Source organism: Prosthecobacter sp. (assembly GCF_020439865.1).
Taxonomy (GTDB): Bacteria; Verrucomicrobiota; Verrucomicrobiia; order Verrucomicrobiales; family Verrucomicrobiaceae; genus Prosthecobacter.
On the sequence record NZ_JAGRPF010000113.1, the window covers coordinates 181,739 to 208,303 of the forward strand.

The 26,565-nt window shown below is 61.0% G+C and carries 24 protein-coding genes; 14 read left to right on the forward strand and 10 right to left on the reverse strand.

Going from position 1 to position 26,565, the window contains the following annotated elements; genetic code table 11:
• Window positions 1–51: 51 nt before the first annotated feature.
• Together der and pgsA are read right to left on the reverse strand one after the other, a co-directional pair.
• Entirely contained in the window at window positions 52–1,428 is a 1,377-nt protein-coding gene (gene der, locus KDL09_RS13675; protein ID WP_294386023.1) for a ribosome biogenesis GTPase Der, read from the reverse strand.
• Between the two features lie 29 nt (window positions 1,429–1,457).
• A complete protein-coding gene (pgsA, locus tag KDL09_RS13680) occupies window positions 1,458–2,030 on the reverse strand; it encodes a CDP-diacylglycerol--glycerol-3-phosphate 3-phosphatidyltransferase (RefSeq protein WP_294386026.1) in 573 nt (190 codons plus the stop codon).
• Window positions 2,031–2,118: 88 nt separating this feature from the next.
• Here pgsA and aat point away from each other — a divergent pair, with 88 nt between their 5' ends.
• Entirely contained in the window at window positions 2,119–2,697 is a 579-nt protein-coding gene (aat, locus tag KDL09_RS13685) for a leucyl/phenylalanyl-tRNA--protein transferase (RefSeq protein WP_294386028.1), read from the forward strand.
• 86 nt (window positions 2,698–2,783) lie between these two features.
• On the opposite strand, the gene speA is transcribed toward aat, so the two are convergent.
• Both speA and KDL09_RS13695 read right to left on the reverse strand, forming a co-directional pair.
• Window positions 2,784–4,721 (reverse strand): biosynthetic arginine decarboxylase, encoded by a 1,938-nt coding sequence (gene speA / locus KDL09_RS13690; protein ID WP_294386030.1) that lies wholly within the window; start codon window positions 4,719–4,721, stop codon window positions 2,784–2,786.
• A 103-nt stretch (window positions 4,722–4,824) separates the two neighbouring features.
• Entirely contained in the window at window positions 4,825–5,502 is a 678-nt protein-coding gene (locus KDL09_RS13695; protein WP_294386032.1) for a TIGR02206 family membrane protein, read from the reverse strand.
• Between the two features lie 57 nt (window positions 5,503–5,559).
• Here KDL09_RS13695 and KDL09_RS13700 point away from each other — a divergent pair, with 57 nt between their 5' ends.
• Complete coding sequence (locus KDL09_RS13700) at window positions 5,560–7,344, forward strand: DUF3592 domain-containing protein (protein WP_294386035.1); 1,785 nt, start codon at window positions 5,560–5,562, stop codon at window positions 7,342–7,344.
• A 230-nt stretch (window positions 7,345–7,574) separates the two neighbouring features.
• Window positions 7,575–8,063, forward strand: a complete 489-nt coding sequence (locus KDL09_RS13705; protein WP_294386037.1) for a hypothetical protein — start codon at window positions 7,575–7,577, stop codon at window positions 8,061–8,063.
• A 127-nt stretch (window positions 8,064–8,190) separates the two neighbouring features.
• On the opposite strand, the gene KDL09_RS13710 is transcribed toward KDL09_RS13705, so the two are convergent.
• From KDL09_RS13710 to KDL09_RS13720, 3 genes are all read right to left on the reverse strand, one after another.
• Entirely contained in the window at window positions 8,191–9,507 is a 1,317-nt protein-coding gene (locus KDL09_RS13710) for an ABC transporter permease (protein WP_294386039.1), read from the reverse strand.
• A gap of 197 nt (window positions 9,508–9,704) precedes the next feature.
• The gene (locus tag KDL09_RS13715) at window positions 9,705–11,003 is read right to left on the reverse strand and encodes an FtsX-like permease family protein (RefSeq protein WP_294386040.1); all 1,299 of its coding nucleotides are present in this window, start codon (window positions 11,001–11,003) and stop codon (window positions 9,705–9,707) included.
• Between the two features lie 142 nt (window positions 11,004–11,145).
• Complete coding sequence (locus KDL09_RS13720; RefSeq protein WP_294386042.1) at window positions 11,146–12,558, reverse strand: OFA family MFS transporter; 1,413 nt, start codon at window positions 12,556–12,558, stop codon at window positions 11,146–11,148.
• A 154-nt stretch (window positions 12,559–12,712) separates the two neighbouring features.
• Between KDL09_RS13720 and KDL09_RS13725 the strand changes: the two genes are divergently transcribed.
• The 11 genes from KDL09_RS13725 (at window position 12,713) to KDL09_RS13775 (ending at window position 23,629) form a co-directional block, all read left to right on the forward strand.
• Complete coding sequence (locus KDL09_RS13725) at window positions 12,713–12,889, forward strand: hypothetical protein (RefSeq protein ID WP_294386044.1); 177 nt, start codon at window positions 12,713–12,715, stop codon at window positions 12,887–12,889.
• A gap of 205 nt (window positions 12,890–13,094) precedes the next feature.
• A complete protein-coding gene (locus KDL09_RS13730; protein ID WP_294386045.1) occupies window positions 13,095–13,757 on the forward strand; it encodes a hypothetical protein in 663 nt (220 codons plus the stop codon).
• Window positions 13,754–15,028, forward strand: coding sequence for an MFS transporter (locus KDL09_RS13735; protein ID WP_294386048.1), 1,275 nt, complete (start codon window positions 13,754–13,756; stop codon window positions 15,026–15,028). The genes KDL09_RS13730 and KDL09_RS13735 overlap by 4 nt, the downstream gene beginning before the upstream one ends.
• Window positions 15,029–15,103: 75 nt before the next feature.
• Window positions 15,104–16,360 (forward strand): glycosyltransferase, encoded by a 1,257-nt coding sequence (locus KDL09_RS13740; protein WP_294386049.1) that lies wholly within the window; start codon window positions 15,104–15,106, stop codon window positions 16,358–16,360.
• Window positions 16,357–17,634 carry a glycosyltransferase gene (locus KDL09_RS13745; RefSeq protein ID WP_294386052.1) on the forward strand — a complete coding sequence of 426 codons (1,278 nt, stop codon included), beginning with the start codon at window positions 16,357–16,359 and terminating at the stop codon, window positions 17,632–17,634. The genes KDL09_RS13740 and KDL09_RS13745 overlap by 4 nt, the downstream gene beginning before the upstream one ends.
• An 8-nt stretch (window positions 17,635–17,642) precedes the next feature.
• Window positions 17,643–18,896: a glycosyltransferase gene (locus KDL09_RS13750; protein ID WP_294386054.1), complete on the forward strand. Its 1,254-nt coding sequence runs from the start codon at window positions 17,643–17,645 to the stop codon at window positions 18,894–18,896.
• On the forward strand, window positions 18,896–20,179 hold the full coding sequence (locus tag KDL09_RS13755; RefSeq protein WP_294386056.1) for a glycosyltransferase: 1,284 nt from the start codon (window positions 18,896–18,898) through the stop codon (window positions 20,177–20,179). Before KDL09_RS13750 ends, KDL09_RS13755 begins: the two co-directional genes overlap by 1 nt.
• Window positions 20,176–20,922: a glycosyltransferase gene (locus tag KDL09_RS13760; RefSeq protein WP_294386059.1), complete on the forward strand. Its 747-nt coding sequence runs from the start codon at window positions 20,176–20,178 to the stop codon at window positions 20,920–20,922. The genes KDL09_RS13755 and KDL09_RS13760 overlap by 4 nt, the downstream gene beginning before the upstream one ends.
• Before the next feature lie 44 nt (window positions 20,923–20,966).
• Entirely contained in the window at window positions 20,967–21,635 is a 669-nt protein-coding gene (locus tag KDL09_RS13765) for an alpha/beta hydrolase (RefSeq protein WP_294386061.1), read from the forward strand.
• 1 nt (window position 21,636) lies between these two features.
• Window positions 21,637–23,001, forward strand: coding sequence for an amino acid permease (locus KDL09_RS13770; protein ID WP_294386064.1), 1,365 nt, complete (start codon window positions 21,637–21,639; stop codon window positions 22,999–23,001).
• Between the two features lie 40 nt (window positions 23,002–23,041).
• Window positions 23,042–23,629 carry a hypothetical protein gene (locus KDL09_RS13775; RefSeq protein ID WP_294386067.1) on the forward strand — a complete coding sequence of 196 codons (588 nt, stop codon included), beginning with the start codon at window positions 23,042–23,044 and terminating at the stop codon, window positions 23,627–23,629.
• Here the strand turns inward: KDL09_RS13775 and KDL09_RS13780 are convergent.
• The 3 genes from KDL09_RS13780 to KDL09_RS13790 are packed head-to-tail and all read right to left on the reverse strand — an operon-like array spanning window position 23,619 to window position 26,563.
• On the reverse strand, window positions 23,619–24,356 hold the full coding sequence (locus tag KDL09_RS13780; RefSeq protein ID WP_294386070.1) for a DUF2071 domain-containing protein: 738 nt from the start codon (window positions 24,354–24,356) through the stop codon (window positions 23,619–23,621). The two genes, KDL09_RS13775 and KDL09_RS13780, sit on opposite strands and share 11 nt — an antisense overlap.
• A gap of 46 nt (window positions 24,357–24,402) precedes the next feature.
• Entirely contained in the window at window positions 24,403–25,050 is a 648-nt protein-coding gene (locus tag KDL09_RS13785; RefSeq protein ID WP_294386073.1) for a hypothetical protein, read from the reverse strand.
• A gap of 52 nt (window positions 25,051–25,102) precedes the next feature.
• Complete coding sequence (locus tag KDL09_RS13790) at window positions 25,103–26,563, reverse strand: DUF1501 domain-containing protein (protein WP_294386076.1); 1,461 nt, start codon at window positions 26,561–26,563, stop codon at window positions 25,103–25,105.
• Window positions 26,564–26,565: the final 2 nt, after the last annotated feature.

Below are 26,565 nucleotides of genomic sequence, written 5' to 3' on the forward strand. Positions count from 1 at the left end.
TCCGTCCCCCTTCCATGGCCACCATGGGGGACGGAGTCCCCCGCTCCTTGGTCACTTCGCGTTCTTCGGCCCCTTGCCGCGCACGCTCATTTTGAAAGGCACGCCCGGGGCGTTCCATTCGTCGCGGATCACCTTTTCAAGATAGCGCATGTAGCTGTCGGTGAGTTTGGAGGCGCGGTTGGCGAACAGGACGAAGTGCGGCACCGGAATGGCGAAGCCTTCGGCCTCGTTGACCTGCGTGGCATAGAGCAGCTTGAAGCTGTGCGTGCTGCGGCCAAGAGCGCCGGGAGTGTTTTCAATCGCATTGGCCAGCAGGCGGTTCAACGCGCCGGTGCCGATGCGGTTCTGCGCACCACTTCGTACTTTTTCAATCTGCACAAACAGCTTGCCGATATGGTCCTTGTTCTTGGCCGAGATGGCGACGAGCGGCGCGTAGTTGAGAAAGAAAAACTCACGGCGCATCAGTTCGTCGAGATGTTCGAGGCGGTCCTTCTGCTTCGCATCGGGATGAAAGAGATCCCACTTGTTCATCACGAGGATGCAAGGCTTGCGCTCTTCGAGAATGAGTTGGGCGATTTTGCGGTCCTGCATTTTGGCTCCGGCGGCGCAGTCGATGACCAGCAGGCAAAGGTCTGCGCGTTTGATGCTCTGCACGCTGCGATCCACGCTGGAGATTTCGACAACGCTGTCGAGATGCGCACGGCGGCGGATGCCGGCGGTGTCGATGAGCTGATAATGCTTGCCGTTCCAGGTGGCCCGGATGTCGAGTGCGTCCCGCGTGGTGCCGGGCACATCGCTGACGATCGCGCGGTCCTGGCCGAGGATGGCGTTTACGAGCGAGGATTTGCCCGCGTTCGGACGGCCGACGATGGCGAGCTTGAGCGGTCGCACGTTCTGACCCGCTTTGGCATCTTCCGTCTCGGTCGTTTCCTTCAAATCGAGGCGGGTTGAAATGAGGGCAACCAGATCGTCGATGCCGAGACCGTGCGCGGCGCTGACTTCGATGGTGTCAGGAAAGCCGAACCGGGTGAACTCGCCCGCGTTGAGTTTGCGCTTCGGTGAGTCGGCCTTGTTGCAGACGAGGATGACCGGCTTGTTGGTGCGGCGGAGTTCCTTGGCCAGCGCCTGGTCGATGGTGGTGATGCCATCGACGACATCGACGACGAAGAGCAGCAGGTCGGCCACATCGAGGGCGATGGAGGCCTCCACTTGTACCTGGTCGGTGAGCACGTCCTCGGTGCTGGCGCCAATGCCGCCCGTGTCCATGATCTCAAACCACGCCGGACCACGACGGCACTGCGCGGTGATGCGGTCCCGCGTCACACCGGCCTGATCATGGACGATGGAAATGGTTTTGCCGGCGAGGCGATTGAAGAGCGCGGACTTGCCCACATTCGGGCGTCCGACGATGGCGACGGTTTTGAGCATCGCTCAAGGAGCACTAGGCGGCGTCCGCGTCAATCGTGCCCGGCGGCTTTCAACTGCCGGACGCCGTCGGCCAGATTGATGAAGCCGGACAAGGCGGTGAAGAACCCGGCGAAGAGCGTGGGCCAGATGAGCAGAGAGGAGGGGAAATCGAGCAGGATCCACAGGATGGCGGCCATCTGGGCGAAGGTGGCGACTTTGCCGCTCCAATGGGTGTGGATTTGAACTTTGCCGGCGAAATGATCGATCAGAAAGGCACCGCCGATGGAAAGCAAATCCCTGCCGATGACGAGGATCGGGAACCACAGTGGAAAGTGCTGCCGCCAGGCGGTGAAACTCAGCAGGATGATGGCCGAGAGCATGAGGAGCTTGTCAGCCAGCGGGTCGACGATGGCACCGAAACGTGTGCGTTGATTGAACCGGCGGGCGATCCAGCCGTCGATCGCATCGCTGATCGCGGCGATGCCAAACACCGCGGCAGCCCAGATGCGCAGGGCCTCATTGGGGTGCTCGCCCCGGGCGCTGTCGCCGTAGTAGATCACCAGCCCGATGAAAACGGGGATCAGCAGGATGCGGAAGATGGTGATCTGATTGGCGAGGTTCATTCCAGCCAGTCTCAAGTTTTAGGTTTCAAGTTTCAAGCTGAGTGATTCAAACTTTGAACTTTAAACCTGAAACTCTAAACTCGCCGCCATGCCGCGAATCGAGCCAGTGGATCTGCTGAACGCCTACTGCGAAGGCGCCTTCCCGATGGGGGAGGAGGATGGCAGCATCTCGTGGTACCGGCCGAAGATGCGCGGCATCCTGCCGGTGGAGGAGTTTCATGTGCCGCGGCGCTTCGCCCGCTACCTGAAGCAGCACCCTTTCGAACTGCGCTGGAACACGGCTTTTGGCGATGTGATCCGCGGTTGTGCGGATCGTGAGAGCACGTGGATCACGGACACGATCATGGACACCTACGAGGAGCTGCACCGGCTGGGCTTTGCCCACAGCGCGGAGGTCTGGCGGGACGGGAAGCTGCGCGGTGGTGTTTACGGGGTGGCGATCGGGGGCGCGTTTTTTGGCGAGTCGATGTTCAGCCGCGAACCACAGGCGTCGAAGGTTGCGCTGACCCATCTTCAGCGACGCTTGCACGAGCGCGGTTTCATTCTGCATGACACGCAATGGACCACGCCGCATCTGGCGATGTTTGGCGGACATGAGATTCCGTGTGCGCAGTATCTCGAACTGCTGCAGCGGGCCATTCAGCGGAAGGCGACCTTCGGAGCATAGGGCGTAGAGCAGAGAGCGTAGAGTCGCTTTACGGCATGAGAAGACCAGTCGGCGTCTCTTTGCCCTTCGGCCTACGCTCTTTGCCTTCAGCTTTCGAAATACGTGTAGCCGCGCAGGCCGGCCTCGAAGCTCTCCATGATTTCGCGGCGCTCGGTGGCGGTGATGCGCTTCGAAAGGACGGCGTTTTCCGCGAGGTTGCGGAAGCGGGTGAGCATGTCCTTGGGCTCGTATTCGACGTAGCTGAGCACTTCGGAGACGCTGTCGCCCTCCTGTTCGCGGCTGTACTTCACCTTGCCGTTTTCGATGCGAACGCTGACGACGTTGGTGTCGCCCAGGAGGTTGTGAAGGTCACCGAGCGTCTCCTGATAGGCGCCGACGAGGAAGATGCCGAGCATGTACTCATGGCCTTTTTCGATCTGCGGATCGTGCAACGGAAGGCTGGGGTTGATCCCGTGTGAATGGGCGAATTTGTCGATCTTGCCGTCGCTGTCGCAGGTGATGTCCGAGAGCACGGCGTTGCGCGTGGGCTGCTCTTTGAGTCGATGGATCGGCATGACCGGGAAGATCTGGTCGATGGCCCAAAGGTCAGGCAGGCTCTGGAACACGCTGAAGTTGCCGTAGTAGAAGTCGGTCATGATCGTGTCGAGACGATCCATCTGGCTGCCGTCGTGTTCGCAGCTCTTCTGCATGCTGGAGACCCACGTGAGGATGTCCCAATAGAGTTCCTCCCCGTGTGCACGCTCGCGCAGGTTCACTTTGCCGTAGTTGAACTCGCTGCGCAGCTTGTCGCGGTAATAGACGGCGTCGTTGTAGATCTCCTGTAGGCGGTCGCGGGATGTCTTGGAGGCGTTCTTGGTGGCGTCGAGGCGCAGTTCGTAGAGGTTGCGCAGCAGGGCGGGCGCGTCCTTGTCGAGTTCGACATCCGCGATGCCCTTGCGCGGCTCGAAGCGGTTGATGTCGAGGATGTTGATGATCAACACGGAGTAGTAGGCCACGATGGCGCGGCCGGACTCGGTGATGAGATCCGGGTGCGGCACACCGGCCTCGGCGGTAACTTCGGTGATCGCCTCGATGATGTCGGCGCAGTATTCCTTGGTGCCGTAGTTGCTGCTGGCGCTGCTCGCTCCCTTGAGGCCGTCGTAGCTGATGGCGAGACCGCCGCCGAGATCGAGGATGCCCATGCGCGCACCTTCCTGCACGAGCCCGACGTAAACACGCGTGGCTTCCGTCACCGCCTGGCGGATGGCGCGGATGTTTGGAATCTGCGAACCTTGGTGGTAATGCAGCATGCGCAGGCAGTCGAGCATGCCTTTCTCACGCAGGCTGTCCACGACGTGCATGAGCTGGGAGATATTGAGACCGAAGACGCTCGCGTCACCACCGGAACCGCTCCAGTGACCGGCGCTTTCGGCGCTGAGGCGGAAGCGCACGCCGAGCGTGGGCCGCACGCCCATCTTCTCACAGCGTTCGAGGATCAGTTCGAGCTCCGTGGGCATCTCGAGCACGAGGATGACCTGCAGTCCCATCTTCTGCGCATACAAGGCGAGGTCGATGAACTCTTCATCTTTATACCCATTGCACACGATGTAGGCTTCCGGGTCGTGCATGTAGCTCAGCGCGGCGATGAGCTCCGGCTTGCTGCCGGCTTCGAGGCCGTAGTGATACTTGCGGCCGTAGCGCGTGATCTCCTCGATGACCTCCTGCTGCTGGTTCACCTTGATGGGATACACGCCGCGATAGACGCCCTGATACTTGCCTTCCTTGATCGCGGAGGCGAAGCCCTCGTTGAGTTCGTCGATGCGCCAGCGCAGCAGATCGCCGAAACGGATGAGCAGCGGGAGCTGCGTGCCGCGTTCGCGCAAACCTTTGACGATGGAGGCCAGCGAGACCGGCTTGGTCTTCTTGCCGTCCTTCAAATTCACCACGACCTCGCCCGCCTTCGAGATGTCGAAGTAGTCATGCCCCCATTCGCGGATGCCATAAAGCTCGGCGCTGTCGTCGATGGACCATGAGGGGGATTTCATTTTCGTGGGCTGGGTGGGCTGGGGTTTCAGGGGGCGGCGATTATGCGGGCAAATCGGGAAATGCAAAGCGACATCTCGGGATGTGGCAGGCGCAGGGAGTGATTCAGGCCGGACGCTTACGGAACGCAAAGGGAAGGTACAGCACGCTGTAAAACACCACGCCAAGTCCGATGGTGCTGAGATTGTACCACGGCCAGGGGCCGAGCTGGTCAAACAGGCTGGCCTGCACCGGCTTCACGCACTGGAAGGCGTAGTTGGTCCGGAGGGCCGCGTTCACGACGGCGACCCCGGCATACCACGAGACGGAGAAGAGCATCATGCGTTTCACCGCGCCGGGCTGCGGACGGTGTTTCATTGCGGTCACGACATAAAACGAGGTGATCGGAACTCCGCCGTGCATGAGGAAAAACATGAAGAAACGCGGATCGGGAAACTCATAGATCAGCGCCGGAGTGAGCAGCCCTTGCAGGGTGCCGGCGATGCCGAAAAAGTACACCACCTCGCACCAGAACTGACGTTTCGTCCACAGCGCGATGCCGCCCGCGATGGTCGCGACGTCGCAGTACTGCAGCGGCAGTCCCGTCTGCGCGGAGAGCGATCCGCAAAGGCCGTGAACAATCAGACCCACCGGATACAGGGAGAGCAGCATGCCTCCAAGCATTCGCTCCGCGACGGAACGAAAGCGGGTGCGCGAGGCAACGAGCATCCCCACGAAGACCAGCAGCGTGATGACGAGGACCGCCTGATGAGAAGGGCCGTAGGGATGAAAGGCGGGAGACATGGCCCGCATCATACGCGGTTGCCGCCGGTGTCAGTTGGTTTATGCAATGCGGCAAACATGTCACCTCCTGTCCGACATTCCTCACGGCAGTCCAAGCAGCTCAGCGGCGGCTGTGCGGTGCTCTTTGGCCTGCCGTTCATCGTCGCCGGACTCGCCATCGGCGGCTTTCTCTACTTTCCCGCCATCACCACCTGGTGGTCGGCGCGTGGCTGGGAGGAGGTGCCGTGCTGGATTGAAAGCGCCGACATGAAAACCTCCCACAGCAGCAAAGGAGGCAGCACCCAGAAGACGGAGGCGCAGTATCGTTATCGCTATCGCGGTCAGACCTATCACAGCGACGAGGTGGGTCTCACCGGAGGCTCGGACAACATCGGAGACTTTCAGGAAAAGGCGCACGCGCAGATTCGTCAGTTCGCGGGCGGCGAGCAGCCGTTCCGCTGCTTCGTGAATCCCGCACGGCCGGAGCAGGCGGTGCTGTTTCGGGATCTGCGCTGGGGTTTGATGCTGCTGACCTCCGTGTTCCCGCTGCTGTTTCCACTCGCGGGTTTCGCCGTTTCCGTTGGCGGTGGGTGGGAGGCGCGAAAGGCGGCCCGGGCGCGCAGGCAGGAGAAGGCGCATCCGGGCGAACCGTGGCGCTGGCGGACCGAGTGGGAAGGGGAGACGGTTCAAGCCTCGACCAATGTTCTTCCGATCCTTCTCATCGTCACAGGCTGGATTCTGCTCGTCGAGGGGCCGCTGGCGCTGGCGATCATCGTAAGCGGCGAGCTCATGCGCGTTCCTTTGTCCGCGCTGGCGCTGCTGCCGTTGCTGCTGGCGTGGATTCCGGGCTCAGCGGCCTGGAGGCGGCTCAAAACGCGGCTGGCTTTCGGACATCCGTCGCTCTGGCTCAAACAAAGGCCCGTCCGGCCCGGACACACCTTCGAGGGTGAGCTGCGTTTCGACCGTGTGCTCTCGCCGCGTGCGGTTGTCGAAGCGCGTCTTCTCTGCCAGCGCCAGATCACCCGTCTGAATGGCAAAGGCAGAATGACCACCAAGGAAACGCTCTGGGAGCATTCGGAGACACTTTCCGCCGCCGAGGCGCGGCGTGAGATGAATGGCGTGGCGGTGCCGCTGCGCGTGGAGATTCCGCGCGGGCTTCCCTGCTCGGTCGTCGAGGAGACCGCGTTCGCCCCGCATGGCAACGAAGAGCATCTCTGGACGCTCGAACTCACGCCTGGCAACGGTGGGAAACCCGCCGTGTTTCCACTGCCGGTCTTCCGCACCGCCGAGGACTCGGCGGTCGCCGTGTCCGAAGCACCTCAAAGGATCGACGATGCCGCACCGGACACGGAGCAACTGGTGGAACGGCTCCAACGGCGCGGTGTGCAGATGGAGTTTGATGCCGCGGGTCTCCCCGTGCTCATCGACTGCCCGCCGGGCCGCTTCCGTGGCATGGCGGTCTTCCTGCTCATCTTCGGCGCCCTCTGGTCCGCTGCTTTTGTGTTCATGGTGAAAGGTGGCGCGCCCTTCATCTTCCGTTTCATCTGGGGCATCACCTCGCCGCTCTTCCTCGGCATGGGACTGTGGACGCTGCTCCACCGCCGCCGTGTCGAAATCACACCGGACGAGCTGCGCATCCTCAACAGCATCGGTCCTTTTTACTCGTGGCGGGAAGCCTATGCCCCGCGCCACTTCACCGGCTTCACGCACGACTCCAACATGCAGTCCGGCAACCAGTTCTACTACCGCGTCCGCGCCGAAACGACCTTCGGCAAGACCCCGACGCTCATCGACGGCATCACCGAATCCATCACCGCCGAGACGCTGGCAAAACGGTTCGAGGAGTGGCGGAAGAGAGGGTGATGAGGGAGTGCTGACGCACTGGCCCGCCTCGGCTTCTGTTGCTTTGGCTCTGAATTTCGCGGGTTCGGAACCGATCTTGTCGGTTTGGCCTGGAATCCCGAAGCAAAGCAACATTCGCATCGACATTCGTCCCCCGACCTCCAAAAATGTCGCCCATTAACGCGCTCAGACACCCAGCAACCTTTTTGTTTGAGAGGGTACTGTTAGCCTAACTCACAGCGTTCCCAGCCATGAGATTGAAACGCATCACCTATCGAGGCGGGATCGCCGAGTTCGAACTGCCTGCAAACTGGAAGGAGGAGTATGCGGACGAGGGAGGAGGCACCTTTTATGAGGACCGCCCCGACTCAGGGACGCTTCGCCTCAATGTTCTCAGCTTTGAAGGACCTGAGACGATCACAGCAGCAGACATGGTTCGCACTGTCTTCCGGCCAGAGGCAGGCATGCAGGACGAGGACTTTCAGGACGGATTGCGACTGCGCACTTACATCGCACCAGCTACCGAGGGCGGGGAGTCGTTGAGCATCTACCGATGGCATGTGGCGGTTCCCGTCGCCCCGCGATCATTGCGAGTGGTGATTTTCGCCCATACGATTTTGTCGGGACAGGAGAGAGACGACTCTATCGCTCAGGAGTTGAAAATCATCGACTCCTCGGTTCGATCCGGGATGTATAGCCGTGAGGCGGGTGTGTCTGGACCATACCAACACGCGAACTGATGCGATGCGCTATTCCTTGCTCTACATCACCGGCAAATCGAAGGCGAACAAAGCGCTGGTGGCAACAGTACGTAGTCGCCTGTCGTGTCAGCGGAGTCTTGCCCCCGCCGTCGCCACAGCTTAGACGTTATCCCGCATCCCTCAGCGCCACCGCAGGATCCACGCGTGCGGCGAACCATGAGGGAACCAGCGCGGCCATGAGGCAGAGGGCGACGGCGGTGGCGCAGATGGTGAGGAGGTCGCTCACGTTGGTGTGGGCGGGGATGCTGGAGAGGAAGTAGATGTCCTGCGGGAAGATGTCACGGCCGGTGAGGGCGGCGATCTGATCGCGCAGCCAGTTGCGGATGCCGAGGAAGAAGAATCCGCCGCAGAGTCCGGCGACGACACCGACGAGGGCGACGATGCCGGCCTGCGAGACGAAGATGGCGATGATCTGCCACGCACGCGTGCCCAGCGCGGTGAGGATGCCGATCTCGCGGCGCTTTTTCACCGTGACGGTGATGGTGGTGTTCATCACGCAGATGGCGGCGACGAGCATGATGAAGAGCAGGATGAACCACATCATGGTGCGCTGATTTTCGACGGACTCGAGCATCATGCCATGCTCCTGCTCCCAGGTGCGCCAGCCCCAGGAGTCGGGAATGGCGCCGGAGCGGTAGATCGTGTCCATGACGCGTTCGGCGTCGTCCGGTTCCTTCAATTCGAGCTCGATGCCGCTGACGTTGCTCTCAAGGTTGAAGAACTCCTGCGCGACATGGAGCGGCACGTAGCCGCGCGGGCCGGCGGTGTCGGCACGCAGCGTGGCGACGAGCGTGAGGTCCTTCGAAAGCACGGTGACGTTGTCGAGCGCCTCGGAGCGCTTCTTTTCCTCTTCGTCCTCCGGGATCTCGCGCACCTGCTGGATGAACTGGTTCACGCTGTCGGCGGCATGCACGACGAGCGTGTCGCCGACCTTCGCGCCGATCTCGCGAGCGAACTTGTCGGTGATGATGATGGTGTCGCCCTTGAGGTCAAATTTGCCTTCCTTGAGATGCTTGGTGAGCTTTTGCAGCAGCGCGTTGTCCGGCTCATCGGCCATGCCGATGACGCTGACGCCCTGCAGATTGCCTTCGTTCTCGACGACGACGACGCCTTCGGCCACCGGCACGGCGGAGACGACCTCGGGACGTGCGGCGAGGATTTTGCGCACCTCGCGCCAGTCGGCGGGCTTGTTGTCGCCGGAATCGGATTCGTGGGACGAGAACGGCTGCACCATGGCATGCGGTTCAAAGCCGATGAGCATCTGCCGGAACTCGCGCTGCCAGCCGGTGAACACGGACATCACAAACACCAGCACACCGACGCCAAGCATGACGCCGAGCATTGAGATCACGGTGATGACCGAGATGAACGAGCGCGTGGGCCGCAGGTAGCGCAGGGCGAGGAAGAGAGGGGCGCTGGACATGGGGGTAAAGAATCGTCCTCGTTCTCGTCCTCCTACTCCTCCTCGATCACGGCGGGGATGAAGGAGTGATGGGTTACGAGTCAGGAGAGAGGTGTGGGCGTGGGTTCGGAGCGTTTGGGTGCTTGCGGTGCTGTGGAGTCGAGGACGAGGACGAGTAGGAGGACGAGTAGGAGGACGAGTAGGAGGACGAGTAGGATTCAATCACGAAGAGCCACCGCCGGGTCCACCCGTGCGGCAAGCCACGCGGGCGGCAATGCGGCCAACAGGCAGAGGGAGACCGAGCCGAGGCAGGTGAGGAGGATGAACCAGGGCTCGATCTGCGCCGGAATGGTGGCGAGGAACATGCCGGAATCGACATTGGTGCTGCCACCGCTCAGCACGGCGATGCCCATGCGGATGTCGTCCCGCAGCCAGAGCACGAGCCCGCTGAAGACGAGACCGGCCACGGTGCCTAGAATGCCGACGAAGGCCGCCTGCGAGACAAAGATGCCGATGATCTGGTCCTGTCGCGAGCCCAGCGCGGTGAGCACGCCGATCTCGCGCCGCTTTTGCGTGGTCACGGTGATCGTGGTGTTCATGACGGAGAACGCAGCGACCACAAAGATGATCAGAAGAACGATGCTCATCATGATGCGCTCATTGCTCATCGCCGCGAGGCGTGAGTCGCCCACGTCCGTCCACAACGAGGCGCTCCAGCCGTCAGGAATCAGATGCGCGACGGTGAAACGCTTCATCACGTCTTTCACTTCGCCGGGCTGTTTTAGCTCGATGAGGACGCCGCTCACCTGATCGCCTAATCCGAAGATTTGCTGCGCGGTTTCGAGGGTGACGTAGCCATAGGCTCCGGCAGAGTCTGCGCGGACGCTGCCTTGCAGCGTGATCTCCTTGGGATGCAGCTTGATGTCCTTATAGGCGGCGTGGCGTTTGGCCTCGTCCTGTTCATCGGAGGCGACGCGGAATCGCTTCACGGCGCTGGTGACGTTGGTCGAGGCATAGACGCTGATTTTGTCACCGGGATGTGCATCGAGCTGCCCGGCCACGTAGTCGGCGCAGACGACACCACCGGGTTTCAGATCCAGCTCACCGTCGAGCCGATGTCTGGCGATCTTGGCCATGTAAAACTTCGCGCCGTCTTCCGGCAGGCCGAGCACGTCCATGCCCGACTGCATGCCCTCATGCTCGGCATACATGACGCTGCTGATGTAGCTGCTGGCGGCGAGGACATCCGGCTGCGTGCGAACATTGGCCAGCACCTCGGCGGCGGATTTGGACGAGGCCGGCTTGTTGTCCTGCGGATGCAGCAGCACATGCGGCTCGGAGCCGATGAGCACCTTGCGGAACTCGCCCTCAAAGCCCTTCATCACCGAGCTGATGATGATCATCGCGGCCACGCCGACGGTGACACCGAGGATCGAGATGACGGTGATGACGGAGACGAACGAACGCTTCGCACGCAGATAACGTCGGGCGAGGAAGAGGGTGGCGTTCGAAAGCATGGCGCGCATCAAAGCGATGCCGCCACTACTTCGCAACTGCTTCCACCCCGAACAATGGCAGCGATTTCTTCACGGACTGCATGACACCCCAGGTGAGCGGGGTGGCGACGATGAGCCAGATGAGGACGGCTTTCATGGTTGATCAGGCGTTGGGGGTTGCGGTGAGGTGATGTTTGGGATCGACCGGCCGGACGAGCAGGTTGGCGATCAAACCGACCGCCAGCAGACCCAGCATGAGGTGGAAGGTGCCGTTGTAGGCCTGCGCCTTCGGCACACCGGCGGCGACGCGGCTGTCGTAGAAGCCGTTGATGAGGGAGGGGCCGATGACGGCGGCCATGCTCCATGCGGTGATGAGGCGGCCGTGAATGGCGCCCACCTGATAGGTGCCGAACATGTCCTTCAAATAGGCGGGAATCGTGGCGAAGCCGCCGCCATACATGCTGATGATGACGGCGGTGCAGATGACGAACAGCGTGCGGTTCTGCGTCTCCTGCGTGTAGGGCAGAAGGGCATAGAGCGCCGCGCCAAGGATGAAGTAGATGCAATAGACCGTCTTTCGCCCGGTGAGATCGGAGATGGAGGACCAGATGAAGCGCCCGCCCATGTTTGAAATGCTCAGAAGGCCGGTGAAGCCCGCGCCGATGGCCACGCTCACGCCAAACATGTCCTGACACATGTCGGCCGCACGTCCCAGCACGCCGATGCCGGCGCTGACATTCATGCAAAGCACGGTCCACAGCAGCCAGAACTGCGGCGTCTTCCATGCGGTGTCCACGGACACACTGGCGGTGGTGATCATGTGATGCGCCGCGGCGACCTTGGGTTCATAACCTTCGGGTTTCCAATCCGGCGCGGGCACCCGCACGATGAAGGCGCCGAAAACCATCAAGCAGGCATACATGGCCGACATGATGATCAGAGTCTGCAAGGCTCCCGAACTGGTGCCGGCGGCCAGCATGTTTAGCGGCCCTTTGAACGGCGCGATGAGACCACCGAGAATCTGTTGATCAAAGCCGGCCGTCGAACCCACACCGCTGGTGAAGAGTTTCATCAGCTCTTGTGACAGGGGCGAGGCGATGAGCGCACCGCCGCCGAATCCCATGATGGCCATGCCGGTGGCCATGCCGGGACGGTCAGGGAACCACTTCACCAGCGTCGAGACCGGGGAGATGTAGCCCAGCCCCAAGCCGATGCCGCCGACGAATCCGTAGCCGCCGAGAATGAGCCACAGCATCTTGAGCTTCACCCCAAGCGCGGTGAGCAGCAGGCCGCCGCAGAAGCACGCGCAGGCGGCGATCATCGTCTTGCGCGGGCCGCTGCGTTCCACCCATTTGCCGAAGGTGGCCGCGGAGAGGCCCAGCATCACCAACGCGATCTGATAGGCCCACTGCACGCTGGACACCGGCACGCCCAGCTCTGCGCTCAGCGGCTTGTTGAAGACGCTGAAGGCGTACACCTGGCCAATGCACATGTGGACGGCCAATGCGGCGGGCGGCACCAGCCAGCGGTTGAATCCGGGTCTGGCGATGGTGGCTTCTCGGGAGAGGAAACTCATGGTGGTCGGGAATGGCGGGTGTGCCGGGTGTTTTAGCGGCCCGGCGGGTGAAATGGCAAGGAAAGATTAAGGATCGACAAGAAACCCGCGGTTTCATACGTTCCTGCGACAACCGGTTATCTCACCGGGACATATCAACCCAACGCAATACACGATGAAAACACTGCTCACCATCTGCGCCCTCTCCTTTGCCTCCGTCGCCATGGCGGCTGACAAATGCCCCATCAGCGGCAAGCCCGCCGACCCAAGCATCACCAGCACCAAAGACGGCAAAACCGTCGCCTTCTGCTGCGAGAAGTGCAAAGCCAAGTTTGACGCCAAGAACAAGTAGTCACGATCCACGCTGAGGGCTTCAGCGTTTGTCGAACCAAGCGGAACCGGTTTTCCGGTTCCGCTTTTTTATGGCCTGGGCAGTGCCCTCGGGCGTTCGTTTCCGCGGTTGGATTGAAACGGCAAAGGCGCTATTCATTTCCTCAATGCAAAGTCATTGACGGTCGATTGGCCGGCCTGAACTCCCCGCCGGAAACTCCCCTCGCATGAAAACACACTCTTCATCCGCGATCCCGCTCTGGCTCAAGGTGTCCTACACCGCCTTCATGGCGGTCTTGATTCCGGTTTACTGGTATCACTACGGTCCGACAAACTTCCTCTACTTCTGCGACATCGCATTGTTGCTCACGCTTGCGGGCATCTGGCTGGAAAAGCCGCTGCTCATCTCACTGCCCGCCGTGGGCATCCTGATGCCGCAGGCGCTGTGGTGCACCGACTACGCCGTGCAGTTGTGCGGCTTCAAGATGACCGGCATGACGGCCTACATGTTTGACGAAACGAAGCCGCTGTTCCTGCGCGGCCTGTCGCTGTTTCACGGCTGGCTGCCGTTTCTGCTCGTCTTTCTCGTGTTCAAGCTGGGCTATGACAGGCGCGCCCTGAAAGGCTGGACCGCATCGGCGTCGGGCCTGTGCCTCGCCGCATTTTTCTTCTTCCCAAAGGCAGGTGAGACGCTGTCGGATCCGAATCTGCCACGCAACATCAACTACGTCTTCGGCATGGACGATGCGCAGCCGCAGACATGGATGAGCGCGGAGCTTTATCTCGTGACATGGATCGCGCTGCTCGTCATTCTCGTCTTCATTCCCACGCACTTCGTTTTGAAGAAGATCTGCCCTACTCCTGAACAAGCCGCCGCCAAACGCTCATGAACTCCCCATCCCCTCCGTCCGACTGGAAACGCGGCTTCTGGAGCCTCATGGGCACGCAGTTTCAGGGCGCGTTTTCCGACAACCTGCTCAAGCAGCTCGTCATCTTCATTGTGATGGCCCAGCAGTGGCCGAAGGAAAAGCTCGACCGTCTTGTGTCGGATGCCGGCATGTACTTCGCCGTGCCGTTCCTGCTGCTCTCGATGTTTGGCGGCTGGATGGCCGACCGCTTCAGCAAGGGCCGCGTGATGATGTGGGTGAAGGTGCTGGAGATCGCCATCATGGCCTTTGCCCTCGTGGCACTGGCCACCCAGAATCTGAGTCTTCAGCTCGTCAGCATCTGCCTCATGGGCGCCCAGAGCGCGCTGTTTGCCGCATCGAAATACGGATCGCTTCCTGAACTGGTGCCCGACGACAAACTTTCCTGGGCCAACGGCATCATCGAGATGCTGACCTTTCTGGCTGCCATTCTCGGAACGCTGGCGGCAGGGTTGATGGCGAACGCCTTTCCCGGCAGTTCCCCCTGGCCGGGCATCATTCTGCTCGTGCTTTCCATCGCCGGCTGGTGGGCGAGCACCGGAATCACCCGCGTTCGCGCGGCCAGTCCGGACAAACCGCTGCGCATCAACTTCCTCGGCGAACTGTGGCGCGAGTTTCGCTGGATGAAGGGAGACCGCGATCTGTGGCGGGCGAACCTGGGCAACACCGGATTCTTTTTCATCGCGGTTCTGGTGCAGATGAATCTGCTGCTCTACGCCCAGCAGATCCTGAAGGTGAATCCGCTGGAAAACAGCGTGCTTCAGGTCGCGCTGGCCGTCGGCATGGCGGTGGGCAGTATGATGGCGGGCAAATTGAGCGGCAACCACATTGAATATGGGCTGATTCCCGTCGGCGCGTTCCTGATGGCGACGATGGGTTTTGTCATGGGTGTCGAAGGCGTCAGCAAAACCGTCTTCACCTGCTGCCTCACGCTGCTGGGAATCGGCGGTGGTTTTTTCATCGTGCCAATCGCCGCGGTCCTGCAGCATCAGCCTCCGGCGAATCGCAAAGGCGCGGTGCAGGGAGCCGCCTCATGGCTTTCGTGGGTTGGCATCAGCCTGGCGGCAGTCATGCAGGGAAAGCTCAGCGTGGACTTCCATTGGACACCCGGAGAGATCTTCTGGTTCTGCTCGGCCTGTGCTGTCGTCGCGGGTGTCTATGTGACGCTGACACGGCCGACGGCGCTGCCTGCCTTGATCAAACGCTGGTCACATGGGCATGTGGATAACGAATGAAGTCCCGATGACCAATGCTTGAAGCATTGGAACTTTGTCATTCATTCGGTATTCGGATTTCGTCATTCTCCGCCCATGTCCAATGTCCTCCTTCTCCCTTTTGGCAGTGCAGGGGACGTGTTTCCCTTCATCTGGCTGGGACGTCATCTCATGTCTCGCGGTCATCGCGTGACGATGATCACAGCCTGCCTGTTTGAGGAACATGCGAAGAAGGCTGGGCTGGAATTCATTTCTCTGGGCGAGAAGGAGGAATTCGAGGCCATGATCCGCGATCCGCGCATCTGGAAGCTTGGCCACGGCACGAAGGTCGTCTTCGAGTTCGCCGCGAAGTCCGTCGAACCTTATCTCGAAGCGATCGAGGCCTGTGGAAAGGCCGACCTGATGCTCGCGCCGGTCACCGCGTTCGCCGGGCGACTCGCACGCGAGAAGCGCGGCACTCCGCTGATCACCGTCCATCTGCAGCCCGCGGTGTTCCTCAGCGTGCATGAGACGCCGCTGCTGCATCCGGTCATGCGTTTGCTCCGCAAGATGCCCGTTTGGTTCAAACGCGCGCTGTTCTCGCTGCCCAATCCGGTGGATCTCTTCGCACTGCCGAAAGTGCGGCGCATCTGCGAAGCGAACGGCGTCAAACCACCGCGCAGCCTGTGGCGTGAGTGGTGGGACTCGCCGGACGGCGTGCTCGCGCTTTTCCCAAACTGGTTTGCGAAACCGCAGCCCGACTGGCCGCGCAACTTGCTGCAATGGTCGTTTCCGCTGGAGGATCTGGCCAGGGAGCAGCAGCTCCAATCCGAGTTGCAGGCATTTCTCGCAGCCGGCGAGAGGCCCGTGGTCTTCACGCCTGGCAGCGCGAACGTGCAGGCGTCGCGCTTCTTTGAAGTGGCGGCAAACGCGGTCGAACAAAGCGGATGCCGGGCGGTTTTCGTCACTCGCGAGCCGAAACAGGTGCCACCAAATCTGCCTGCCAGCATTTTGACGGTCGATTACGCGCCATTCAGCACGCTGCTGAAGCACGCATCTGTCTTCGTGCATCACGGCGGCATCGGCACGATGTCGCAGGCTCTCGCCGCCGGCGTGCCGCAGCTCATCATGCACATGGCACACGACCAGCCGGACAACGCCGATCGCGTGGAGCGGCTCGGTGCGGGCATCGGGCTCAGCGTTCGTCAATTTACCGCACCTCGCGTGGTCGAGGCGTTGAAGCGGCTGCGTGACGAAAAGTCAATTGCCCAAGCGTCGATGGAATGTGCGGCGCGGATCGCAGAATCGCGTGACACGGAGACACTGATGCGCTGGATTGAGGCACGAATGAATCTGCTTCCCGCCTCTGCATGAGCCATGTCCTGTTGCTGCCTTTCGGAACCGAGGGAAGCATCTACCCATTCATCTGGCTGGGAAGACTGCTTCGACATCATGGTCATCGTGTGACGCTGGTGACGGCGGGCCGCTACGCCGAAACGGTGGCGGGCGCAGGGCTCGAGTTCGCACAGGTCGAAGGTGAGGACGGCTTGGAAAGGATGCTCGCCCATCCTCAGTTGTGGCAAGGAAACGCAGGCTCCCAGCTGTCCTACCGTCATTCCAGCCGTTCCACAGAAGGATATGTGCAGGCGGTGGAAAAGCTGGTCGCAAACGGCAATGCCGTGGATCTGATGCTGGCACCGATGATCTGCTTCGGCGCGCGGCTGCTGCGTGAGAAGTTGCGAATCCCGCTCGTCACGGTGCACCTCTATCCGCTTATGTTTGTGAGCGCGCACGAACCGCCGCTGGCGCTTCCCGGCTTCCGGCTTCTGCGCAAACTGCCGCTGTGGGTGCGCAAGGTGGTGCTCGCGTTTCCGAACCCGCTGGATTTCTTTGCCCTGCCCGCGGTGCGTGCCTGCTGCCAGCAGCATGGTGTGCGCAAGCCGTGGAGCCTCTGGAAGCAGTGGTGGCACTCGCCGGACGGCGTGCTGGCGCTCTTCCCAGAATGGTATGTCGGTCCGCAGCCCGACTGGCCGCAGAAGCTGCTGCAGTGGGACTTTCCGCTGGAGGACATGTCCGAGTCCGAAGTGCTCTCGCCGAAGCTGAATGCCTTTCTCGACGCAGGCGAAGCACCCGTGCTGTTCACACCGGGCACGGGCCACTTTCATGCCCATGCGTTTTTTGAAACCGCCGCCGAACTCGTCCGACGACTCGGCTGCCGCGCCGTGTTTCTCACACGCAAAGCGGAGCAGGTGCCTGACCATCTTCCTCCGTCGATCCTGGTGGAGTCGTATGCACCGTTCAGCCGGCTGCTGCCGCGTGCTCGTGCGTTCGTGCATCACGGCGGCATTGGCACGGTGGCGCAGTGTCTGGCGGCCGGGATCTCGCAACTGGTGGTGGCAATGTCACTGGACCAGCCGGACAACGCCGACCATGTGGAACAGCTCGGAGCCGGTCTTGGTATGAACATGCGCCACTTCTCTGTCGAGCGCGCCCTGCCGTTGCTGAAACGCTGCCTGACGGATGCGAGCATGCAGGAAAACGCGAGGCAATATGCTGCTCGCATGGCCATCCGACGTGACACCGGCCAGTTGGTGGCGTGGTTGGAAAAAGTCATCTCAACCGGAGCCGGAAAGGACGGGTCGGTTTGAAAAAAATCGTGCTGCTTCCTCACGGCACCGCCGGTGATGTGCTGCCCTACATTTGGCTCGGCCGTCGGCTGCTGGAGCATGGTCATGCCGTGACGATGGTCTGGGTGGAGTCGTTTCGTGAGGCCGCCGAACATGCCGGATTGACCTACATCGCGCTGAGGGATGATGGATTCGCGGACTTGATGGCCAGTCCTTCCATCTGGAAACCGGGCGCCGGCATGCGGCTGGGTTACGAATTCGCCGGAAGGTGCACGGCGAAGTACGTCGCCGCCGTCGAGGAGGACATCGCGTTGCGTGGTCCTCCGGATCTCCTCGTGGCTCCGTTGGTCACGTTCGCAGCGCGGCTGCTGCGTGAGAAGCTCGGCGTGCCATTTGTCTCCAGCAGCATTCATCCGTTTCCATTCGTCAGCGCCTATGAGGTGCCGGGAGGCCTGCCTGCCGTGCGCCTGTTGCGAATGCTCCCGCTGCCGCTGCGCAGGCTCATCCTCTTCCGGGCCGCGCCCTATGATCGCTTCGCGCTGCCGGGGGTGCGCCAGTGCTGCATCGAGCACGGAGTGAAACCGCCGCGGAGTCTGCGGCGGGAATGGTATCACTCGCCCGACGGTGTGCTGGCGCTCTTTCCCTATTGGTATGCAGCACCACAGCCGGACTGGCCGGCGAACACATTCCAATGGGACTTCCCGCTGGAAGACATGGCCGATGCCACACCGTTGACGCCGGAGTTGCAGAACTTCCTCGAAGCCGGCGACAAGCCGGTGGTCTTCACCCTCGGCACCGGCAACGTGCATGTGCGGGCTTTCTTTGAAGCCGCCGCCAAAGTCACAGCGCGACTCGGCTGTCGCGCTGTGTTCGTGACTCGCGAACCGCAGCAGACAGGCACGTCGCCGCCTGAGACGTTCGTGACCGCCTACGCGCCCTTCAGCAGGCTGCTTCCACACGCATCGGCGTTTGTCCATCATGGAGGCACCGGCACCACCGCCATGTGTCTCGCCGCCGGCCTGCCGCAGCTCATCACACCGCTGACCTTTGACCAGCCGGACAATGCCGAGCGAGTGGTGCGTCTCGGCGCGGGACTGAGCATGAACGTTGACCGATTCACGGAGGAAAATGCCGCTCCCGTGTTGCAGCGATGTCTGCAGGATGCCAGCATCCGTCGCTGCGCACAGACATGCGCGGAGCGCCTGCGCTCCCGGCGTCCCGTTGCTGACCTCGTCGCCTGGCTGGAAAGCCGGATGCATCACAAACGCCCCTCCGACTCCTGATGGCCAAGATCGTTCTTCTTCCGCATGGAACCGCCGGTGATGTGCTGCCGTACATCTGGCTGGGCAGGCACCTGCTGAAACGTGGCCACCGTGTGTCGATGATCTGGATCGAGTCGTTTCGCAATGCTGCTGAACGGGCAGGACTGCACTACGTGACGATGCAGGACGACGGATTTGACGAACTGCTGGCGAACCCGGTCCTCTGGCAGCGGCACAAGGGCATGAAGCTCGTTTTTGAAAATGCCGGATCCAGCATGGGCGGGTGCCTCGACGCATTTGAATCGGACGCAGCGCACACCGGCCGGCCGGATTTGCTGATCGCTCCGATCAACAACTTCTCTGCACGCCTGCTGCGCGAGAAGACCGGCATTCCGCTCGTAACCTTGGTTCTCTATCCCCTGTCCTTGGTCAGCGCCTACGAGGTGCCGGGCGGGCTCCCTTGCGGCTGGTTGCTGCGCATGCAACCCCTCTGGGTGCGCAAGCTCGTCCTCGGCATGACTGCTCTCTATGACCGCCATGCTCTGCCAAAGGTCCGCGAGTACTGCATCGAACATGGAGTGACTCCGCCGCGTCGATTGCAGAAAGGGTGGTGGTATTCGCCGGACGGTGTGCTGGCCCTGTTCCCCGAATGGTATGCCAGACCTCAGCCCGACTGGCCCGACAACCACTTCCAATGGGCTTTCCCTCTCGAAGATCTCGCCGATACGAAGCCACCCGCCCCGGAGCTGACAGCCTTTCTCGACGCCGGAGAGAGGCCCGTGGTCTTCACGTTTGGCACGGGGAACCAGCACGCCAAGACCTTTTTCAAAACGGCCGCCGCGCTGGTTCAAAAAGCCGGTTGCCGCGCGGTGTTTGTGACCCGCGATGCCGGCCAGGTTCCCGCCTCGCTGCCGGACTCGATTCATGTGACGCCTTACGCACCGTTCAGCGGGCTGTTTGCCCGTTCTCGTGCCTGCGTGCATCACGGAGGCATCGGAACCATGGCCCAATGCTTTGCTGCCGGTCTTCCCCAGTTCATCACCTCCATCACTTTCGATCAGCCGGACAATGCGGAGCGCCTGCGCCGCATGGGAGCAGGGGTCAGCCTCGACATTCGGCGCTTCAACGTGCGCGACGCCGAACCGCTGCTGAAAGCCTGCCTCGAAGACCCGCTCATCCGCACAAAGGCGCAGGAAGTACAACGGCTCGCTCAGGCCCGGCCGGCTGCCGGTCCGCTCATCGAGTGGCTTGAAGCGAGGCTGCCGCCAAATGCCCGTTCAACGCCCAACACCGGGCAGTCATGATCCCACGTATCATTCATCAGACTTGGAAATCTCCTGACATTCCTGAGCATCTTCGGGAATTTCAGCAATCGTGGCGGATCCTTCATCCCGAATTCGAATACAGGCTGTGGACTGATGCAGACAACGACCGTCTGATCCACGATGACTACCCACAGTTCGTCGAGTTCTTCCACCGGATCAGCCAACCCATCACCAAAGTCGATTTTATACGCGTCGCCTACATGCACCGTTTTGGCGGCATTTATGCCGACGTGGATTTTGAAGCGTTGCGCCCCTTCGATCCTTTGTTGAACGATTCGAAGATCGTCGTCGGGCGTGAAACGGGCGGCATCGGCAATCCCATGCGCGGACGCGACTTTGTTCTCAACGCCTTGATCATCTCGCCCGCCGGTCATCCCGTCTGGCTGGAGATCATGAATGAGATCGCAACTCGTTACCGTCATCGACGAATGTTCGAACCTCTCGCCTTTTATGTCATCCGCATGGCCATCGAGGTGTTCGATCATGTTCTCGAAAAACATGCACGCGATCACGACGACATCACGATCGAACCGCATGAAATGTTCTACCCGGCGCCACCCTCGGTGCGCCTCGTGCAGACCCGGCGGGAACTGGCACGCGACTGTGGATCGTTCGCGATCCATCACTATGAAAACAGCTGGTTCGGCATTCGGAACCGGCTGGCCAACATCTTTCTGCGCCGCTCTGAACTCAGGAATGCCAGTCGTAAAGAGCCCGGCTAAAAGTGCCTGCCCCGCGTTGTCATCACGCCCCATCCACTGCCGCCATGCACGCCCCTGTTTATCTCATTCCCGGCCTGGGCGCGGACAGCCGGACATTCGAAGGTCCCTGGTTCGGGCTTCCCGGATGCATCCGCCCGGACTGGCCTGGATACCAGGGTGAGGCTTCCATCGCCGCCGTAGCCAGATTCGTCGCCGACGCCTGGAAGATTCCACAAGACGCCGTGCTCGTCGGCACGTCATTCGGCGGCATGATCGCCTGCGAAATTGCCAAATTCACAAGTGTGAAAACGCTCGTCCTCGTCGCCAGCAGCGATTCAGCAAAGGACTTTGCAACCACCTCGCGAATGATGTTACTGACGCACCTCATTCCCCTGCGACCGGTTCAGTGGGCACTCAAGTGCCTTGCCTTCACTCCAAAACTTCTTGGCAATCCGCGTCTGTCGCCGCATTCCCAGGCGCTTCTCACCTCGATTCGGATGTTCACCGACTGCCAGCCGTCGTTCTACAGGGACATGTTCAAGGCGATGTTCATGTGGGACGGACTGGCCGGCTCGACAACCGAGGTGATCCGCATTCATGGCAGGAATGACCACGTTGTCGTCCCGCCACCGAAAGTCGACCTGAGTCTCGACGGTGGACACCTCATCGCCATGACACACGCCCGCCAGTGTGTTGACTATCTTCAGACACGATTGTTCCCTTCAGTTTCCTGACATGTCCTCATCAGACCACGCACAGCCCGAACGCCGCTTCGGCCTTCTCCAGGCCACAGCTTTGAACATGTCGAACATGCTTGGCGCGGGGCCGTTCATCACGATTCCGGCGCTCATGATGACGATGGGCGGGCCGCAGTCGATGCTCGGCTGGGGCGTGGCGCTCATCGTGGCGCTGGCGGACGGACTCGTGTGGAGCGAACTCGGCGCGGCGCTGCAGAAGTCCGGCGGATCGTATGTCTATCTGCGCGAAGGTTACGGACGCGAGAAATGGGGACGCTTCATGGGCTTCCTCTTCATCTGGCAGTTCATCCTGAGCGGTCCGCTGGAACTGGCGACGGCCTACGTAGGTGTGGCGCAGTATCTGCAGCCGTTGTGGCCGCAGAGCAGCGACTTCACACGACTGTGTGCGGGTGCAGGCGTGGGCTTGTTTGTGATCTTCCTGCTGTATCGTCGCATCGAATCCATCGGACGAATCACCGTGGCGCTCTGGGCCGGTGCGCTGCTGGCGATGGGCGTCGTGATCGTCACCGGCGTGATGCATTTCGATGCGAGTCTGGCGTTCGATTTCCCTGAGGACGCCTGGCAGTTCGACACGACAAAATGGATCGCCTTGGGCGCGGCGGCGCGCATCGGCATGTACGATTACCTTGGCTACTACGACATCTGCTTCATCGGCGACGAGGTGAAGCGACCCGGCCGTGTCATTCCACGCGCGGTGATGCTCAGCCTGGTGCTGGTGGCGCTGATCTACTTTGCGGTAAACCTCTCGATCATTGGCGTGGTGCCGTGGCGGGAGTTCGCGACGGCAGAAGGTGTAAGCAAACCGGTGGTGACGATGATGATGGCGAAGATCTACGGCAGTGACTTCGCGCAACTCTTCACCGTGCTGGTTTTGTGGACAATGGTGGCCTGCTGCTTTGCCATGCTGCTCGGCTATTCGCGCATTCCGTATGCCGCGGCCCGTGATGGCAGCTTCTTCAAAATCTTCGGCCGTCTGCATCCACGCCTCGGCTTTCCACACGTCTCGTTGATCGTCGTCGGCCTCATCGCCGCGTGCGCCACGTTTGTGAAGCTGGGCACGCTGATCGATGCGCTGCTCACGACGCGTATCGTGGTGCAGTTTTCAGGACAGATCGGCGCCCTGGTGATGCTGCGGCGTGTGAAGCCGGAGATGGAGCGGCCGTTCCGCATGTGGCTGTATCCCCTCCCAGCCCTGCTGGCGCTGCTTGGCTGGGTTTACCTGCTGGTGACGACGGATCGCGGGCTGCTGGGCTACGGTGCCCTCGCCCTGCTGGCCGGAACCGGCGTCTTCATGCTCTGGAGCTGGAAGTCGCGTTCCTGGCCGTTCGCGGAAGTGAAGTGACCGCTAGATTTCCCAACACCACACCGATCTAATCACCGCCATGACGCGCCTCCTCGCCTCCCTGCTGTTCTTCACCGCGGTTCTCCACGCGGACGAGTTTGACCCGGCAGACAACACCATCGTGCTCGGCAAACGCGTGGGGTTGATCAAGCCAAACATGACGGCGACCGACATCGAGCGCGCTTACGGAAAGAAGAACCTCAAAATGGAGCAACTGCCGGGACCAGAGGGCGAAACCTTCGCCGGAGCCAAGTTGTTCGAAGGCACAGACCGCGAACTGGAAATCGTCTGGGATCCGGAAAACGAGGACAAGAAGATCGTCTTCGATGTGCGCATCATCGGCACCGCATGGAAGTTTGAAAACGGCCTCAAGGCCGGCATGACCATCGAGGAGGTGGAGAAAATCAACGGCAGGCCCTTCAAGATCGCCGGCTTCAGCTGGGACTACGGCGGCTACGCCAACTTCGAGGGCGGCAAACTCGAAGGCAAGGTGAGCATTCGCTTCAATCCGAGCACGGAAGAAATCCCCGACTATCTCCAAGGCGACAAACAACTCTCCTCCACGGACAAGAAACTCCGCGCGGTGAAGCCCACCGTCGAAGAGATGATCACCGTCTTCATGCGGTAAGCGGATACACGCGCACCGCCACGCCGGGCGAGCCGATGAGATGATCTGGAGGTCGCTGTGGGGCGGCGAAACCGGCCTGCAGCAATGGATTCACGTCCCATGTGTCGAGTTTCACATCGGCCAGCGGATACGGTGTGTGGTGAACCTGTCCACAGCGGATGCCGCGCGGTGTTTGCGCAAAGAGCAGGTAGCGTTCGGCGAGGAAGAACTCGAGCGAACCGGGTTCGGCGACGTACGTCTCGCCCGACACTTGATAGCGGTAGCGTGATTCCACCGGCTCCCCACGACGATGACAGGTGTAATCGATTTGACCTTCAACCACAGGCGCGGCCATCCGCGCATGCTGATACGGCAGGTGAAAAAAAGTGCGTGCTGTCCACACGGCGAGCGGTTGGTTGCAGTCAAGCGAGTAGAACCACACACCGGGACGCCCTTGCTCGTCGTGCACATACGTGCGCACATTCATCTCCAGGAAGTTACTGATGCCTGGCATCGGCGGACAGAAGCGAGGTCGGATGCCACGCATGTAAAAAGGCACGATGGCGATCCAGGCGTCGCCTTGAAACGTGTCCACGTGCAAACCCGGCGGCAGCGTGCGCTGAATCTCCGCCGCGTCCCAGCGCCAGTGCAGGAAGGCCAGCTGCTCCCAACGCTGATGCATCACGTGCGCACGCGACGGACGATCGCGAACAGCGAGGCGAGTTTCGAGCGTTGGCACGGCCATCATGCGTGAGCATGATAGCACATTGTTTGCGACGAACGTCCCGATCAATTCATTCCCAACCTTTAGCTGGATCAAATTCACGAGGTGCGTGATTAAAACCCGGCGGTGCAAGATCCGGTCGAAAGACCATCACCATATCCAACTCTCCAGCTTGGAAGACCTGATCGATATCTGCGTAAGCTTCGGAATAATAGGTGACTTGAACAATGGCCCCATTGATATTCCACCATGCCACACGAGTAATCGGTGCTGTCTGTATATCAGAAGTGGGTTCTCCCAACTTTTTGACGCATGACTGGAAAGTGTCGTCCGTTCCAATCGCGGCTACTTTGGGAAGCGGGCTGTTCAGCTTCATCGGAAGATGAACATACCAAACTATTCCCGTCTGCTGGTTGTGGCTCACGCGAATAGGTCGACTGAAACTGCTACCTTCTTCATTGGTCCACGAAACCATGAAGAGAATCTGACGCCACTCGGAATCAAGTTGTCCTGTTCGATCCGGCATTTCCTGAAACTGGATGCCTTCTAAATGAGAGATAATGTCCGTCTTGCCCTTGCCAAGCCAGGCGCTCAAATCGGAAGGCAATGACGGCAGAGTGGACGCCAACTTGTAGGAGTCGCAAACTTCGATTCCGTGTGAACTGATCGCCTTTTCAGGTTGCTGGTTAGTGCCGAAAAATCGTGCAAGCCAATTCATAGACCTATTCACAAATAGACACCTGAACGGGCTAATGCCCGTAACCACTCTCTTACGCAAACAACTTCGTCACCGGCTTCGCTTTCACCAGTTCGCGCGGCTGGTTGAGATGATTGTAAACAATCGTCTCGGGATCGATGCCGACCGCGTGGTAGATGGTGGCGAGGAGTTCGGTCGGATGCACGGCGTCCTCGACCGGAGCGGAGCCCGTGGCGTCGGATTTGCCGTGCACGTAGCCGCGCTTGATGCCGGCACCGCCGACGACGGCGGTGTAGCAGTAAGGCCAGTGGTCGCGGCCGTCGGCGCTGTTGCCGTTGCCGCTGGTGGACACGCCCTTCTCCGGGCTGCGGCCGAACTCGCCGAGGGCGACGACGATCGTTTCGTCGAGCAGACCGGTGGCGTCGAGATCTTCAAACAGAGCGCTGAGGCCCTGGTCGAGCATGGGGCCGCTCTGGTTCTTCATGCGCTGCGTCAGGCCCACGTGGTGGTCCCATGAATGATTGTCGGAGTTCGCAACCTTGGGCCAGATGACTTCGACGACGCGCGTGCCGGCTTCGAGCAGACGACGTGCGAGCAGGCAGCTCTGGCCGAAGGTGTTGCGACCGTAGCGATCACGCAGTTTGTCGGACTCGCGGTCGAGTGCGAAGGCGTCCCGGGCGCGACCACTGGAGATGAGGTTCAAGGCCTGATCGTAGTAGCTGTCGAGGCTCATGTCCTTCACCGCGGCTTCGATGGCAGGCATCTGATCGTTGATCGCATCGCGCAGTTTTGCGCGACGCTCAAGGCGCACGCTGAAGAGGTCCGGACGAAGCTGAAGGTCCTCGATCTTGATGCGGTCCATCTTGCCCATGTCGAGGTCATCGCCATCGGGGAAGAGCGTGTAAGGGTCGTAGGCTTTGCCGAGGAAACCGGCGCCGCCGCCTTTGCCGACGACATTGGATTCCTGCAGAGGACGGGGAAGCTGGACGAAGGGCAGCATCGGCTCCTTCAGCGGCTTGAGGCGCACGATGTTGCTGCCGAAGTTCGGGAAGTCCTTCGCGTTCGGCGGCTCGAGCTGGCCGGAGGGGCTGACCTTGTCCGTCGTGTAGCCGGTCATGATCTGGTAGATGGCCGCCGTGTGGTTGAAGAGACCGTTGGGAGTGTAGCTCATCGAATTGATCATCGTGAACTTGTCGTTCACCTTCGCGAGCTGCGGCAGGATCTCGGTGAAATGCTTGCCGGGGACCTTGGTCGGGATGTTCTTGAAGGCGCTGCGCACCTTGTCAGGCACGTTTTCCTTCGGATCCCAGAGGTCGAGGTGCGACGGACCGCCCTGCAGGTAGATCATGAGCACGTGCTTCGCCTTGCCCCAGCCGGCACGGCCCGCATTGGGCGAATTCGCCGCCATCGCCTGGCCGCGAAGGATGTTGTTGAGCGTCAGCCCCATGATCCCCGCGCCGCCGACGCGCAGAATGTCGCGGCGTGTGCTGCCGAGATGGGTGTCACAGAGGTCTTTACCGGGGACTCCAGGAATGC